This is a genomic window from Marinimicrobium sp. C6131, assembly GCF_026153455.1.
Lineage (GTDB): Bacteria > Pseudomonadota > Gammaproteobacteria > Pseudomonadales > Cellvibrionaceae > Marinimicrobium.
Genome location: NZ_CP110629.1, coordinates 2,499,368 through 2,513,196, shown reverse-complemented (window position 1 = coordinate 2,513,196; position 13,829 = coordinate 2,499,368). Strand labels below are relative to the sequence as shown.

Sequence of the window (13,829 nt, the reverse complement as noted above, 5' to 3'; positions counted from 1 at the left end):
TAACGATGAAACAGATGATGAAAATGATGGCCCTGGGGGCGAGCGTGAGTGCCTTGGCGGCGTTGGTAGGCTGTTCTCAGGCCGGGCCCATGGCCACCGCCGGTGAGTTTGAAGTCGAGGGCAAGGTTTACGGCATGCCCAAGGCCGAAGTGTTCCGTGAGGATTACCGGGGCGATGCGGTGGTGGGCGATACCATGACCGCTTCCCCCCATTTGGCCAAGCTCGACTACGCCGGCAACAAAACCCATCAGGTCCGGCTGGACACCCTGTCCCAGAAAGTGGAGGTGGCCCCGGGCGTGAGTTACACCGCCTGGACCTTTGGCGGCAGCGTGCCCGGTCCGGTGTTGCACGTGCGCGAGGGCGACCGGGTGGTGTTTACCATGAAAAACCGCTCTGACGAGGCCGTGTTGGTGTCAGAGCCCGGCAAGGGCGCCGCGCCTTTCTACCGGCAGATGGCGGACAACCCCTACCAGAAGCCGGAGGCGGCCATTTCCCCCATGCCTCACTCCATGGACTTTCACAGTGGCACCGTGGCGGCCGATGATAAATGGCGCAGCATCTCGCCGGGGGAAACCATCCAGTTCGAATGGGTGGCCAACTATCCTGGGGTTTACATGTACCACTGCGGGACCTCCAGTGTGTTGATGCACACCGCCATGGGGCAGTACGGCGCAGTGGTGGTTTCCCCCAAAGAAGGCTACCCCACGGAAGCCGATCACGAATACGTGATTACCCAGTCCGAGTTCTATCTGCAGCAGGTGGGCGAGTCCTATATCTATGATCATCAGGCTGCCATGGCCAACAACCCCAGCCACGTGACCTTTAACGGTCATGTGTCCGCACTGATGGATCAGCCCCTACGCGCCAAAAAAGGTGACCGGGTGCGCCTCTACGTGCTGAACGCCGGGCCCAACGGCACTTCCAGCTTCCACGTGATCGGCGCCATCTTTGACCGGGTCTGGTACGAGGGCAATCTGGAGAACGAGTGGCGCGGTATGCAGACCGTACTTCTGGGAGCCAGTAACGGTGCGGTGATGGAGTTCATCGTTCCGGAAGACGGGCTGTACAAACTGGTGGATCACGAGTTCCACGACGCCGAGCGCGGCGCCGCCGGCGCCTTGATTGCCGCACCGGCACCGTAAGAGGAGAGCGAGATGTCAGGGTGGTGTAAACAATGGTTGTGGGGCGGGCTCCTGTTGGCTGGCACCGTCACCGCCCTGGCGGCCGAGTCGGTGGTGGTACCGGAGGGCAATTTTGAACACCCGGTGCTGCTCGATCGCGAGCGCCGCACCGAGTGGGTGGCAAGCTTCCGGGTGGATGCCCGCCCGGTCAGCCGCGAGGACTATGCGGCGTTTGTGGAGGCGCATCCCCACTGGCGTCGCTCGGCGGTCGCGGGGCTGTTTCACGATGGCGGCTACCTGCGCGGCTGGTCCTCGGATGTCACCCCGGATGGAGCGCCAGAGGCGCCGGTGGTTCAGGTGTCCTGGTACGCGGCCCGGGCCTACTGTGAGGCCCAGGGCGGCACCCTGCCCAGTTTGGTGCAGTGGGAGTATCTGGTGGACCTGATACGGCGCCTGAATGGCCTGTCGGATGACGACTACGCCAATGCCGTATTTGCGTGGTACGGCGAGCAGCGTCCGGCCGCCTTCGAGGATCGGGCGTTGGGGCTCTCGGGCTTTATCGGCCCGGTCAACGAGTGGCTGGAGGACTACCAGCTGCTGCTCGCCAACGGCGACCGGGTGGATTTTGGCGGTGGTTCCTGCGGTGATACCGGCCGGCTCATACTGCGCTACGACAGCGCTCACTACGCCACCCTGCTGCGCTACCAGATGCGCAGCAACCACGCCCCGGAAACCACCGCCAGTAACCTTGGCTTCCGCTGCGTTTACCCCTGATTGAGGATACCTGAATGAACATGAACCGCTTCACAAGGGTCTCGCATTGGCTGGCCGCTCTGGGCCTCTCGGCGCTGGCTGGCCTGGCGTTTGCCAGCGACCACGCGAACCACGGCGGTCACGACCATCACGACCATCACGGCCATCATAATCACCATACACCTTTGGGAATGGCCAGTGTCATCCCGGAGGGCTCGCTGCATCAGTTCAATGCCCCGTGGCAGACCCACCGGGGCGAGACGCTGCGCCTGAGCGATCTGGTGGGACAGCCGGTGATTGTTACCATGATGTACGCCAGTTGCACGACGGCTTGTCCGGTGCTGGTGGAAGATGTGCGTCGCATCCACCAGGGGTTGTCCGCCGAGCAGCGCGACAGCGTGACTTTATTATTGGTGAGTTTCGATACGGAAAATGACACCGTCGAGGTGCTCAATGAGTACGCCCACAACTTCCGGGCCACGGAGGCGCCCTGGCACTTTGCCACCGGCTCGGCGGCAGACGTGCGCACCCTGGCGGCGCTGCTGGGCATCCGCTACCGGAAAAACCCCAGTGGCGGTTACGACCACAGCAACGTGATTGCGCTGCTCAATGCCGACGGGGAGGTGATCCACCGTCGGGAGGGGCTGAACCAACCGATCACCGAAGCCGTAAACAGTCTGCGTTGAGCGTCGGGGCGCGTTCAGTCGTGCCCCGGCCTGGTGTACACTGGGCCTCACAATGATAAACGGCGCCGGAGAGGTCGTCGGAGCCGTTTATCATTGTGGGACCCAACAAACACAGCGGCACTACGGTTATGCATCGAACCCTCCTCAGGAACCCACTGGTTTTCACCGCCGAATGGCACGGCATCCTCCGACGCTTACGGGTCGGCCTGCTGGTGCTTGGCGCGGTAATGTCAACGCCGGTGCTGGCCCAGGTCCAACCCCAACCCCAGACCCAACCCGGCCCGTCCCAGCCCGAAGAGCGGCTATCCCGCGAACAAGTGGTGGCGCTGACGCAGCGCTATTGCGGTGGCTGCCATCAGGTGCCCTCGCCCTCGCTGCTGCCCCGGCACAGTTGGCCGCGGGTGATCGACTCCATGGTGGAGCTGGCCAAAAACCGCACCGGTCAGGACGTGATCCCGGCGGACGCCGTGCCCCATATCAAGGCGCTCTATTACGGGTCCAGCCCCGAGCAGTTGGCCAGCCTCCCCTATATTGATGACCCCCATCCGGCCATGAGCTGGTCCTCCGAGCGAGTGGGTGATGGGGTTGGCATTCCGCAAATTCTCAATATCCAGCGGGTGGCATTGGACAATGATGCCAAGTTCAACTTTCTGGTCAGCGACGGCGAGCGCGGCGAGTTGCGCCTGCTGCAAACCGATGGAGGTGAAAAACCTCAGTGGCGTGAGTCCACCATTGCCGAGATTGAGTTGCCCATCACCGCTCGCGTGGTGGATTTCAACGGAAATGGCCGAGACGATATTCTGGTGGCCGATCTCGGTGAATTTGCCCCCAGTGGGGTATTGGCCGGGAAAATCTTTCTACTGGCGCAGCGCCCAGATGGGCATTATGAAAAGCGTTTGTTGGTTCACCGCATTGGCCGTGTGACTGATGTGCAGGCAATAGACCTGGACGGTGACGATGATCTGGACATCGCCGTATCGGTTTTCGGCGGGAATGGCATGGGCGAAGTGTTTTGGCTGGAAAATCAGGGAAGCGGGGATTATCAGAAGCGCCCGCTGCTCGGGTTGAGCGGTGCGCTCAACATCACACCGGTGGATTTGAACGGCGATGGTCGGATGGATCTGGTATCACTTCTCGCTCAAGAATATGAAACCCTGGTGGCGTTCGTCAGCCAGGGGAAAGGCGAGTTTGAGCGCGTCGACCTGGTCAGCGCCGGGCATCCGTTGTTTGGTGCCACCAGTATGGCCGTTGAGGATCTGAACCGTGACGGGAAGCCGGATATCATCTTCACCAATGGTGATGCTTTCGATACCCAAACCGATCCCAAGCCTTACCACGGCGTTCAGTGGCTCGAAAACAAAGGCAATATGCAGTTTGCCGCCCACGACATCGGCCGTTTCTATGGCGCTGCGAATGCGGCGGTGGCGGACATGGATGGCGACGGCGATCCGGATATCGTGGTCAGTAGCTGGACCAATTACTGGGACGATGAAAAACGGCAGTCCCTGATCTGGTATGAAAATACCGGCGACCTGACATTCCAGCCTCGGCCCATCAGCGATGAATACCGCGGTGTGGTGCCACTGGAGTTGGTCGATATCACCGGCAATGGTCGCCTGGATATCATCACCGGTGCGTTCCGTATGGATATCCTCAAGGATTTCTTGCGGGTGGAAGACGGTATTCCCTCCATGGATACCGACAAGATGAAAGCGGATCAGCGTGCACCCAGCGATCGATTGTTATTGATTCGTAACCGTGCCATTGAAAATTGAACACAAAAAAACGGCGCCCCTCACAGGGCGCCGTTTTTGATTCAGGGGTAACCCCTGAAAGAACACAATCCGTTGGCCTTCGGTTGTCGGCGACGGGCTGTGTCAGCAGACGATTTAGATCGCCTGAATGTTCTCGGCTTGCGGGCCTTTTTGACCCTGGGTCACATTAAAGCTGACCGCTTGGCCTTCAGCCAGGGTTTTGAATCCTGAACCGACAATGGCACTGAAGTGTGCAAAAACGTCCGGACCGGATTCCTGCTCCAGAAAACCAAAACCTTTTGCTTCGTTGAACCACTTAACGGTTCCAGTAACTACTGACATAATCGTACCTATAAATCATTTGATGGTGGCCCTGATGGACCGGTGGTGCTAAAAAGGTTCTATTACTTAAAAAGACAGGACGATGACGTGCGACAGAGTTGCTAGCTACGGGCAGGGATCGAACAGGTTTTTACAATATAAATCAGAACTTCCTAACCCGAGCCATCCTACAGGCTTTAGGGTGACTGTCAACGTATTTATCATTACGTTTGTCATTTGAGTGGCTCATGTTAGGCTTTTTCGCTACAGATCAAGCACTTGGTTCCCCCAGAAATTTTGAAGCAGAGCGTCTTATGAACAGACCCGGCTGGGTTTTTTACGGATCGGTGGCACTGTTGAGTGCATTTGTTGTACTCGGCATCTTCTGGCCAGAGCAGTTGGCGAGTGGTTCAGAGCAGGCGCTGGCCTTCACCACCAGCCATTTCGGCTGGCTGTACCTGTTTGTCACCACCGGTTTTCTGGTGTTCTGCATTGCTCTGGGGGCCGGCCGTAGTGGCAACATCCGGTTGGGGTCCGACGGTGAAGCGCCGGAATTTTCCTACCCTACCTGGTTGGGGATGATTTTTTCGGCCGGGATGGGGGTTGGCCTGGTGTTCTGGGGTGTCGCCGAACCCATGACCCACTACGTCAATCCGCCTCTGGGCATGGCCGAGGGGCGCAGCGCCGAGTCCGCCGAGTTGGCCATGCAGTACTCGCTGTTTCACTGGGGGTTTCATCAGTGGGCCAACTTTGCCGTCGTGGGGCTCGCGATTGCCTACGTCCGCTTCCGTCAGCAGCGCCCGGGCTTGATCAGCGAGACCTTCCGGGCCAGTCTGGGCGACCGGGTGGATGGTGGCTGGGGGCACGCCATCAATGTGTTAGCCGTAGTGTCTACGGTGTTCGGGGTGGCCACCACCTTGGGCTTGGGTGTTATTCAGATCAACAGTGGCATGGGCTCGGTGTTTGGTATGGCATTCGGCACTACGCCCCAGCTTGCCATATTGGCCGGGGTGGCCATTGTGTTCTTACTCTGCTCACTGGCGCCTCTGGAAAGTGGCGTGCGCTATGTCAGTGACGCCAACATGCTGCTGGCCGCCGCCGTTCTGGTGTTTGTTTTCTTTGCCGGGCCCACTGATTTCATCACCGCCGCCATGACCAATGCCATTGGTGATTACTTTTCCAACATGATCGGTATGAGCCTGGTGATGTCGCCCTACACGGGGGAGGACTGGGTGGCCCGTTGGACGATTTTTTACTGGGCCTGGGGCCTGTCCTGGGCGCCCTTCGTGGGAAGCTTCATCGCCCGTATTTCCAGAGGTCGGACGATTCGGGAGTTCGTGGTTGGCGTCATTGGGATGCCGGTGTTGCTGAGCACGCTCTGGTTTGCCACTTTTGGTGGCTCGTCGCTGTACTTCGAGCTGTTTGAAGGTGCAGCATTGGGCGACGCGGTGACCCGGGAGATGAGCTCGGCGCTGTTTCAGATGCTTGAGTTCCTTCCCGCGGTGGGTTGGGTTAGTGCACTGGTGTTGGTTCTGATAGTGTTGTTTGTCATCACCTCGGCCAACTCGGCCACCTTTGTGCTGGGCATGTTCACCAGCCGGGGAGTGCTCTCGCCAAGCCGGCCCATGCGACTGACCTGGGGTGTTATTCAGGTATTGGTGGCTGGCGTACTGCTGCTGAGCGGTGGCCTGACCGCACTGCAGACCATCTCGATTGTGGCGGCCTTCCCGTTTATGGTACTGATGGTGTTTATGGCCGCGTCACTGCTCAAGTCCCTGCGCAATGAACAGCGGCAGATGGAGTTGCACGAAGCATTGATGCGAGAACGCATTCAGCGGTTGCTGGATGACACGGATCGCCGGGCTCAGGAATTCCGTTCGGGCGACACCCAAGACCCGGTGAAAGAAGACTGACGACCGCGGTACTCCATTCTGGGTAGTGTGTCGGACCGGCGGTTATGGTTAGCTGTTGGCCAGGAGGGCCCGATGCAACCCACACGCTTTCATTCGAAATACGTCACAACCAAAACGACATGGTCGGTGCGCTCTAGGCGCCAAGTGACGGTCTGTACTTTGCTGTTGGCTTTGCTAGCGCCGCTGCACGCGTTGGCCGAAGGCCAGGTGGAGCCAAAGTCTGTCGAAGAAATTGTCGCGTTAACCGAGCGCTATTGCGGTAGCTGCCATGCACTGCCTTCGCCGGATTTGTTACCCAAGCGGAGCTGGCCGGCCGTGATTGACACCATGGTCGATTTGGGGCGTCGGCGCACCGGTCAGGAGGTGATTCCCGCTGACGTTGTGCCACACATTAAAGCCCTTTACTACGGCTCAAGCCCCGAACAGTTGCCACGCCTCCCTTATACGGAATCCTCAGCCTCGTCTGCCTGGTCGGCAAAGGTGGTGGGAGAGCGATCGCGGCTGCCGCAAATACTGAACCTACAGCCGGTATCACCAGAGCGCTTTGGCAGTGACGCGGCAGCGGCTTTTCTGGTCAGCGACGGCGATGCGGGCGAAGTTCGCTTGTTGGAGGTTCCATCAAATCACCCGGCGTCGGACCCATGGCGAGAAACGACGCTTGGACAATTTACCCTTCCCATTCAGACTCGGGTGCTGGATTACACGGGCAATGGTCAGCAGGATATTGTGGTCGCCGATCTTGGTGAGTTACCCCCGAGCGGTGCCCTGGCGGGTAAACTGTTTCTGCTGGCGCAAGATGACAAGGGGCGGTTTGAGCGCCGGCTGCTCTATGACGGTTTAGGCCGGATCTCGGATGTGCAGGTGCTGGATATCAATGAAGACGGACTCCTGGATCTGGTTGTGGCGGTGTTTGGCGGCAATGATATCGGCGGTGTGCTCTGGCTGGAGAACCGGGGCAACGGGCGCTTCGCGCGGCACGATTTGCTGAGCCTCAGTGGCGCCCTAAATATCGTCCAGGCCGACTTGAATGACGATGGCCTGCAGGATCTGGTCACTCTGGTGGCTCAGGAACATGAAGTCGTGATCGCTTTTATCAACGAAGGTTCGGGGCAGTACCGCACCATGGAGCTCGCAAGAGCCCCCCATCCGATGTACGGGTTCACCCAATTGCAGGTGGCCGACCTCAACAGCGATGGTCGGCCCGATCTGTTGATGACCAATGGCGACGCCTTCGATACCCAGAACGACCCCAAGCCGTATCATGGCGTTCAATGGTTGGAAAATCGTGGCGATTTGCAATTTCAGTACCGCAACATTGGCAGGTACTACGGTGCGGCCAAGGCGACGGTTGCCGATATGAACAACGATGGTCATCAGGATGTCCTGGTCAGTAGCTGGGTGAACCACTGGGACGATCCTCGGCGACAATCCATGGTATGGTTTGAGAATAACGGTGATGAGACGTTCCGTTCACGGCCGCTGGCCGGTAACCGTCACGGGTTGGTCCCGATGGTTGTCACCGACCTGAACCGCAATGGTCGCCCTGATGTGCTCGCCGGTGCCTTCCGCATGGACCTGTTGCGTCGAGTGATGACCGGAACCTCGCAGGATAGGCACGGCGATGTTGACGCCAGCGCCGATCAGCCACGCCTGTATTGGTTCGAAGCGCCATTCCGTAATGAACCCGAAAAGCCGGAACATTGACCGAAAAATCACGCGATCAGAGAGGTAGACGCCATGCTTCAAGTATCCATCTACCGCTATCATCCCGAGTACGATGAAGCGCCGCACATGCAAACGTATTCGATTGATGATCCATTCCGGTCGCGTATGGTGCTCGATGTGCTTGAACACCTGAAGGCGGAGGATCAGACGCTGGCTTACCGGCGCTCCTGTCGGGAGGGCGTGTGCGGCTCTGACGGCATGAGCATCAATGGCGTTAACCGTCTGGCGTGCATTACGCCGGTGGAGGAGGTGCTCGACCGGCGCGATACGCTGGTGTTACGCCCGTTACCGGGCATGCCGGTCATTCGCGATCTGGTGGTGGATCAGACACAATTCTTTAACCAGTACAAACGCATCCATCCGTATCTGATCAACGACGACCCGCCTCCGGCCATAGAGCGGTTACAGAGCCCAGAAGATCGCGCCAAACTTGATGGACTGTATGAATGCATTCTGTGCGGCTGTTGCTCTTCGGGTTGCCCCTCCTATTGGTGGAATCCCGAGAAGTACGTTGGCCCTGCCGGACTGCTGCAGGCTTATCGATTCCTGTCCGATTCCCGTGATAAAGGGTTGAAACAGCGACTGGAAGAACTGGAGGATCCGTTCAGCGTGTTTCGCTGTCACAGCATCGGAAACTGCACCCATGTCTGCCCCAAGGGCCTGAACCCCATGAAAGCCATCAGCGATATCAAGCGGCTGTTGCTGAAAAACGGCGTGTAACCCGGGAGCATTCATGGAGCAACCGATCATCGGCTACCACAAAGATGAGGAAGACCACTGGGTGGCGCGCCTGGCCTGCGGCCACAATCAGCATGTTCGTCACAACCCACCTTGGGTGGAGCGCCCCTGGGTTACCACTGAAATGGGGCGAGCTTCCATGCTTGGCACCCGACTCAATTGCGTCAAGTGTGATCGCCGAGAGCCGACGGATCATACTCAACGCTTGGTAGACAACTAAGACTCCAAAAACCGAACAGCACCATCGATCAATGGTCGTGATGTGACGTGTCTCCGGCAGAGTCGATAGCATCAACCCAATCCGCGGGAACGGCCGGAGCTTTCAGTCCCGGGAAACGGTCGATGGTGTAGGTGCTGTGGCAGGCGATACAGGCCTCCGTCATTTTCGTGAACGTATCCAGTTGCAGAGGCGTGTCCTCTGAGCGACCTGCCTCGGCCAGGGATGCGGCCAGCTCATGCAGATGAGCATCCATCTGAAGAAACGCCGAAGGCACAGCGGCCTTCAGGTCCTGACGGTCTTCCTGTGTCAGGGACTGTTTCAGAATGAAGCTGTCGTGAATGGCCTGCCCCTTCTCGGCCACCCTCTCGTGCTCTCCTTTAACAATGGCACTGAAAATTTCTTGCATGGCCTGGTCTATCTGGCGCATTTCCTTGATCAACAGACCGCGCAGCTTAGGGGTCAACTCTGGCCCGACGGGTTCGGCCGCCAACGTTGCGGTCAAGGGTGTCAAAATGAGTGTCGCGGCAAGCGCGGTGACGTGAAGTCCTGTGCGATTAAAGATCATGGGGTCTCCTTAGGATTCTGAGCGAACGATAATGGCTGTTTTGTCGTTATGGTCCGATTTTTAGGATAGCACCGTTCTGGCGCTGGCCGTGGCTGGCGATACCGGAAAGCGGTTGCATAAGGTCTCCGAGGGTGGTAAAACTATAAGTAGTATATTAAATGAATCTTTAGGGTGAGCCAATCCTTATGGCGTGAAAAACCGTCTATACCTCAGGAGGTATGCCATGCAACCGATCAAACTTCTCAATCTGGCGCACATGGGGATGGTGCTGAGCATCGCCCTCTCGTTGGGGGCGGTGGCCATGGGTTATTGGTTTTATCATGGCCTGACCCTGGCGTGGCAGGTGGCCGCACATGTCAGTCTGATCCCCTTCGTAACCCTGCTCAAAATCAGTTACATCACGCGCTTAGTGGCGCTCAAACAGCTTGGTCGGCCGGTGGATTGACCCTCGTCAGCCCTTCGCGAGGGCGTGACGGGGGCAATTTGGCGGGACGGATCAGCCGCGGGCGATCAATGGCTGGTGAAAATCCTCGGGGCCGCTGTAGGGGCGGATAACGCCGCTGCGGTAGAGAAAATCCCCAAAGCCTTCATCGGCATTGCGTTCCTGGGCAAAACGCTCGAACAGCGGTTTCAGATCGGCGAGTATTTGCGCTTCGTCGATATTTTCCCGGTAGAGACGGTTCAACCGGTTGCCCCCGGTATCGGCGCCCAGATACAGGTTGTATTTTCCGGGGGCCTTTCCGGTAAGTGCAATCTCCCCCAGGTAGGGGCGGGCGCAGCCGTTGGGGCAGCCGGATACACGCAATTGAATCACCTGGTCACCGATGCCCACCTCACTCATCAGTTGGTGAATTTTCTGACTTAACTCAGGCAGGTAGCGTTCGGATTCCGCCATGGCCAATCCACAGGTGGGGAAGGCCACGCAAGAGATGGCGTTGCGTGCCAAGGGTGAGCTTTTACCTCCATCATCTAGACCGTAGTGTTCCACCAGCTTCTGGATGGCGGACTTTTCCTGTTCGCTGACGCCAGCGATGATTAGGTTCTGATTGCAGGTGATGCGAAACTCGCCTGAATGCACTTTGGCGATGCTGCGCAACGCGGTACGCAATTTCAGTTGCTCGAAATCGCGAATGCGGCCGCTGGGGATAAACAGCGTCAGGTGGTGCCGACCCCGATCATCCTCGGTCCAGCCGAATTGATCACCGCTGTCCTTGAGGCTGTAGTCCCGTAGTGGTTCCAGCGGCGTGCCGTGCACCTCGGCAAACCGTTCCTTGAACCATTCCAGCCCGTAATCATCGAGCGTGTATTTGAACCGGGCGTGAGCCCGGTCGGTGCGGCAACCGTGATCGCGCTGAATGGCGGCAATGGCCTCACAGGCATCCACCACCTGATTGGCCGGAACAAAGCCGACCGGGCTGGCAAGGCGCGGGTAGGTGCCGGTCTCTCCGTAAGTCATACCCATGCCGCCGCCGACCGCGATGTTGTAACCGACGATATCGCCATCTTCTTCAATAGCGATCAGGCCGATGTCGTTGGCCAATACATCGCAATCGTTGTGGGGTGGCAGAGCGATGGCAACCTTGAATTTGCGGGGCAGGTAGCGGTAGGTGTAGAAGGGTTCTTCCTCTTCGCCTTCGCGGGTTTTTGGCGCCTCGTTCAGCCAGGTTTCTTCATAAGCCCGCGACCGCCACATCAGTCGTTCGCTGATCTGCACCGCATGGTCATAGACCCGTGCGTGATTGGCAGAAAGGTGCGGGTTGACGTTCGCCACCACGTTGCGGTTGACATCCCCGCAGGCGCCCCGGCTGTCCAGCCCCAGCGAATCCAGATGTTGAATCAGCGGCTGCAGGTTTTCCTTGAACACCCGATGAAACTGAAACGTCTGTCGGGTGGTCAGGCGCAGGCTTCCGTCGGCAAAGCGGTCGGCGACTTCATCAAGTCCGAGCCACTGGTCCGGGGTCAGTACTCCGCCGGGCAACCGCAAGCGCAGCATAAACTGGAAGTGCGGTTCAAGTTTCTGCTGACGGCGCTCTTCGCGCAGCTCCCGGTCGTCCTGCTGGTAGAGGCCGTGAAACTTGCTCAGGTGCGTGTCTTCGTCGCGCAGTGCGCCGGTGGCGTGATCCGCCAGGGAGTCGCGCAAGGTGCCGCGTAAATACCGGCTTTCGCGCTTGATCTGTTCGGCTAAAGGCAAATCGTCATGGCTCATCAGTACACATCTCTCTGGTAGCGTTTGCTTCGGGTCAGCTCGCGCAGGTATTGCTCGGCGCTGTCGCGGCTTTTGTGTCCGTGGGTGCTGATCACGTCGATCAGGGCCTCATGCACGTCCGGCGCCATGGCATTGGCATCGCCGCACACGTACAGGTGCGCGCCGTCCTCAATCCAGCGCCAGAGCTCCGACCCCGCTTCTCGAATCCGGTGTTGCACGTACACCTTGTCTGGCCCGTCCCGGGAAAAGGCCACATCCAGTCGGCTGAGCAGTCCCTGCTTGCGCCACTGGAGCCATTCGCGCTGGTAGAGAAAATCGGTGCGAAAGTTCCGGTCGCCAAAAAACAGCCAGTTTTTGCCCGCATGCGCTTCGGCCTCGCGCTCCTGCATGAAGGCTCGAAACGGCGCTACCCCGGTGCCCGGGCCGATCATCACAATGGCCGTGTTGGGGTCACTGGGGAGGCGGAAGTTCTTGTTGGTGTCGATAAATACCGGTGCAGTATCATCCAGCACCAGGCGATCCGCCAGCCAGGTGGAGCCCACCCCTTCACGCAGGCGCTCGCGTTGTTGGTAGCGCACCGCCGCCACGGTCAGATGCACTTCCTCGTCCACAGCCGCCTGGCTGGAAGCGATGGAGTAGAGCCGGGGCGGCAGGCGACGGATGTGGTCGACCAGCGTCTGGGCACTAAGTCCGCCAATGGGGTATTCCTGGAGCAGATCCAGCAGATCGCGTCCGTGCAGCCAGTCAATCAGCCCCCGTTTATCGTTGGTCAGCTGTTGAAGCTCGCTGGCCTCACTCAGTTTGGCCCACTGTTGCACCGTCGGTGGTGTCAGTCGCGTCAGCTCAAGATGATGCTGCAACGCCTGGTGCAGTGTCAGGGAGTCGTCCTTGAGCGTCACGGCTTGCTCGCCGTCCAGCCGGGTCTGCTCGAGAATCCGGGCCACCAGCTCCGGATCGTTCTGCACATAAACGCCCAGGGAATCGCCGGGTTGGTAGCGCAGCCCGGAATCTTCCAGGGAAAACTCCAGGTGGTGTACCGCCTTGCTGGAGCCACGACCGTTCAGCGTTACCCGGTCCAACAGAGGGGCGGAAAACGGATGCTTGCGATCATGGCCCGCAGCGGTGGAGGTAGATGCTGTGGGTGTCGGGGCAACCGCAGCCGTGCTTTTTGTCTCGGATTTGAGTACCGATAACAGTTGCGTCATCCACTGATCGGCGGCCTCCTCATAGTCCACGTCACAGTCCACGCGATCCACCATCCGCTCGGCACCCAACGCCGCCAGACGTTGATCAAAATCCACCCCGGTCTGGCAAAAGTATTCGTAACTGGAATCCCCCAGCGACAGCACGGCGTAATGCAACTGACCGAGCTTCGGTGCCTTGCGCCCGTGCAGGTATTCGTGCAACCCAAGGGCATTATCCGGCGGGTCGCCCTCGCCGTGGGTGGAGGTGATGAGGGCGAGCCGCTCGGTCTTTTTCAGTTGCCGGATGGGGAATTCGTCCATATCCAGGCACTCGACGTTCAGCCCCTTGGCGCGAGCCTGTTCGGCCAGTTGCTCGGCCAGGGTTTGCGCGTTGCCGGTCTGAGAGCCATAAAGGACCGTCAGCTTGGTGCTGTCGGGACCGCTTGTGGCTGCTGGCGTGCTGCCGGTTTGCAGTGCGGCCCGGTAGCCGGCTAGATAGCCTTGGACCCAGTCCAGTTGCTGCTCGTTCAATTCCCGTAGTAGGACGTCGATCTGCTGGCGCTGAGCGTCGTTCAACGGTGAAGGGGGCAAGGGTGCGTTCATGCGAAGTCGGGCTCCAATGGGTTCCGTGATCCTTTGACTT

The 13,829-nt window shown here is 59.0% G+C and carries 13 protein-coding genes; 9 read left to right on the top strand and 4 right to left on the bottom strand.

All coding sequences use genetic code 11. The annotated features are described in order from the left end of the window. Positions 1 to 5 precede the first annotated feature (5 nt). The 4 genes from OOT55_RS10865 (at position 6) to OOT55_RS10850 (ending at position 4,335) form a co-directional block, all read left to right on the top strand. Positions 6 to 1,142: a multicopper oxidase domain-containing protein gene (locus tag OOT55_RS10865; RefSeq protein ID WP_265365893.1), complete on the top strand. Its 1,137-nt coding sequence runs from the start codon at positions 6 to 8 to the stop codon at positions 1,140 to 1,142. A 12-nt stretch (positions 1,143 to 1,154) separates the two neighbouring features. Then, a complete protein-coding gene (locus OOT55_RS10860; protein ID WP_265365892.1) occupies positions 1,155 to 1,895 on the top strand; it encodes an SUMF1/EgtB/PvdO family nonheme iron enzyme in 741 nt (246 codons plus the stop codon). A gap of 14 nt (positions 1,896 to 1,909) precedes the next feature. Beyond that, positions 1,910 to 2,560, top strand: a complete 651-nt coding sequence (locus OOT55_RS10855; RefSeq protein ID WP_265365891.1) for an SCO family protein — start codon at positions 1,910 to 1,912, stop codon at positions 2,558 to 2,560. 128 nt (positions 2,561 to 2,688) lie between these two features. Then, positions 2,689 to 4,335, top strand: coding sequence for an FG-GAP repeat domain-containing protein (locus OOT55_RS10850; RefSeq protein WP_265365890.1), 1,647 nt, complete (start codon positions 2,689 to 2,691; stop codon positions 4,333 to 4,335). A 114-nt stretch (positions 4,336 to 4,449) separates the two neighbouring features. On the opposite strand, the gene OOT55_RS10845 is transcribed toward OOT55_RS10850, so the two are convergent. Next, positions 4,450 to 4,656, bottom strand: a complete 207-nt coding sequence (locus tag OOT55_RS10845) for a cold-shock protein (protein ID WP_024461242.1) — start codon at positions 4,654 to 4,656, stop codon at positions 4,450 to 4,452. 293 nt (positions 4,657 to 4,949) lie between these two features. Here OOT55_RS10845 and OOT55_RS10840 point away from each other — a divergent pair, with 293 nt between their 5' ends. The 4 genes from OOT55_RS10840 (at position 4,950) to OOT55_RS10825 (ending at position 9,231) form a co-directional block, all read left to right on the top strand. Further along, on the top strand, positions 4,950 to 6,548 hold the full coding sequence (locus tag OOT55_RS10840) for a BCCT family transporter (RefSeq protein WP_265365889.1): 1,599 nt from the start codon (positions 4,950 to 4,952) through the stop codon (positions 6,546 to 6,548). A 144-nt stretch (positions 6,549 to 6,692) separates the two neighbouring features. Next, a complete protein-coding gene (locus OOT55_RS10835) occupies positions 6,693 to 8,252 on the top strand; it encodes an FG-GAP repeat domain-containing protein (RefSeq protein ID WP_265365888.1) in 1,560 nt (519 codons plus the stop codon). 33 nt (positions 8,253 to 8,285) lie between these two features. Further along, positions 8,286 to 8,993 (top strand): succinate dehydrogenase iron-sulfur subunit, encoded by a 708-nt coding sequence (locus OOT55_RS10830; RefSeq protein ID WP_265365887.1) that lies wholly within the window; start codon positions 8,286 to 8,288, stop codon positions 8,991 to 8,993. Positions 8,994 to 9,006: 13 nt separating this feature from the next. After that, positions 9,007 to 9,231, top strand: a complete 225-nt coding sequence (locus OOT55_RS10825; RefSeq protein ID WP_265365886.1) for a DUF3565 domain-containing protein — start codon at positions 9,007 to 9,009, stop codon at positions 9,229 to 9,231. A 28-nt stretch (positions 9,232 to 9,259) separates the two neighbouring features. Here OOT55_RS10825 and OOT55_RS10820 read toward each other — a convergent pair whose 3' ends face one another. Next, complete coding sequence (locus OOT55_RS10820; RefSeq protein WP_265365885.1) at positions 9,260 to 9,796, bottom strand: hypothetical protein; 537 nt, start codon at positions 9,794 to 9,796, stop codon at positions 9,260 to 9,262. A 223-nt stretch (positions 9,797 to 10,019) separates the two neighbouring features. Here OOT55_RS10820 and OOT55_RS10815 point away from each other — a divergent pair, with 223 nt between their 5' ends. Beyond that, entirely contained in the window at positions 10,020 to 10,241 is a 222-nt protein-coding gene (locus tag OOT55_RS10815) for a hypothetical protein (protein WP_024461236.1), read from the top strand. Between the two features lie 51 nt (positions 10,242 to 10,292). Here the strand turns inward: OOT55_RS10815 and cysI are convergent, their stop codons facing one another. Both cysI and OOT55_RS10805 read right to left on the bottom strand, forming a co-directional pair. After that, positions 10,293 to 12,002 carry an assimilatory sulfite reductase (NADPH) hemoprotein subunit gene (cysI, locus tag OOT55_RS10810; RefSeq protein WP_265365884.1) on the bottom strand — a complete coding sequence of 570 codons (1,710 nt, stop codon included), beginning with the start codon at positions 12,000 to 12,002 and terminating at the stop codon, positions 10,293 to 10,295. Next, on the bottom strand, positions 12,002 to 13,789 hold the full coding sequence (locus OOT55_RS10805; protein ID WP_265365883.1) for an assimilatory sulfite reductase (NADPH) flavoprotein subunit: 1,788 nt from the start codon (positions 13,787 to 13,789) through the stop codon (positions 12,002 to 12,004). Before OOT55_RS10805 ends, cysI begins: the two co-directional genes overlap by 1 nt. Positions 13,790 to 13,829 lie beyond the last annotated feature (40 nt).

What these genes read in the sequence shown, in the direction of transcription:
- OOT55_RS10815 (WP_024461236.1), top strand. Translation starts at nt 10,020, where the DNA reads ATGCAACCGATCAAACTTCTCAATCTGGCGCACATGGGGATGGTGCTG.
- OOT55_RS10825 (WP_265365886.1), top strand. Translation starts at nt 9,007, where the DNA reads ATGGAGCAACCGATCATCGGCTACCACAAAGATGAGGAAGACCACTGG.
- OOT55_RS10865 (WP_265365893.1), top strand. Translation starts at nt 6, where the DNA reads ATGAAACAGATGATGAAAATGATGGCCCTGGGGGCGAGCGTGAGTGCC.
- cysI (WP_265365884.1), bottom strand. Translation starts at nt 12,002, where the DNA reads ATGAGCCATGACGATTTGCCTTTAGCCGAACAGATCAAGCGCGAAAGC.
- OOT55_RS10860 (WP_265365892.1), top strand. Translation starts at nt 1,155, where the DNA reads ATGTCAGGGTGGTGTAAACAATGGTTGTGGGGCGGGCTCCTGTTGGCT.
- OOT55_RS10840 (WP_265365889.1), top strand. Translation starts at nt 4,950, where the DNA reads ATGAACAGACCCGGCTGGGTTTTTTACGGATCGGTGGCACTGTTGAGT.
- OOT55_RS10820 (WP_265365885.1), bottom strand. Translation starts at nt 9,796, where the DNA reads ATGATCTTTAATCGCACAGGACTTCACGTCACCGCGCTTGCCGCGACA.
- OOT55_RS10850 (WP_265365890.1), top strand. Translation starts at nt 2,689, where the DNA reads ATGCATCGAACCCTCCTCAGGAACCCACTGGTTTTCACCGCCGAATGG.
- OOT55_RS10805 (WP_265365883.1), bottom strand. Translation starts at nt 13,789, where the DNA reads ATGAACGCACCCTTGCCCCCTTCACCGTTGAACGACGCTCAGCGCCAG.
- OOT55_RS10845 (WP_024461242.1), bottom strand. Translation starts at nt 4,656, where the DNA reads ATGTCAGTAGTTACTGGAACCGTTAAGTGGTTCAACGAAGCAAAAGGT.
- OOT55_RS10830 (WP_265365887.1), top strand. Translation starts at nt 8,286, where the DNA reads ATGCTTCAAGTATCCATCTACCGCTATCATCCCGAGTACGATGAAGCG.
- OOT55_RS10855 (WP_265365891.1), top strand. Translation starts at nt 1,910, where the DNA reads ATGAACATGAACCGCTTCACAAGGGTCTCGCATTGGCTGGCCGCTCTG.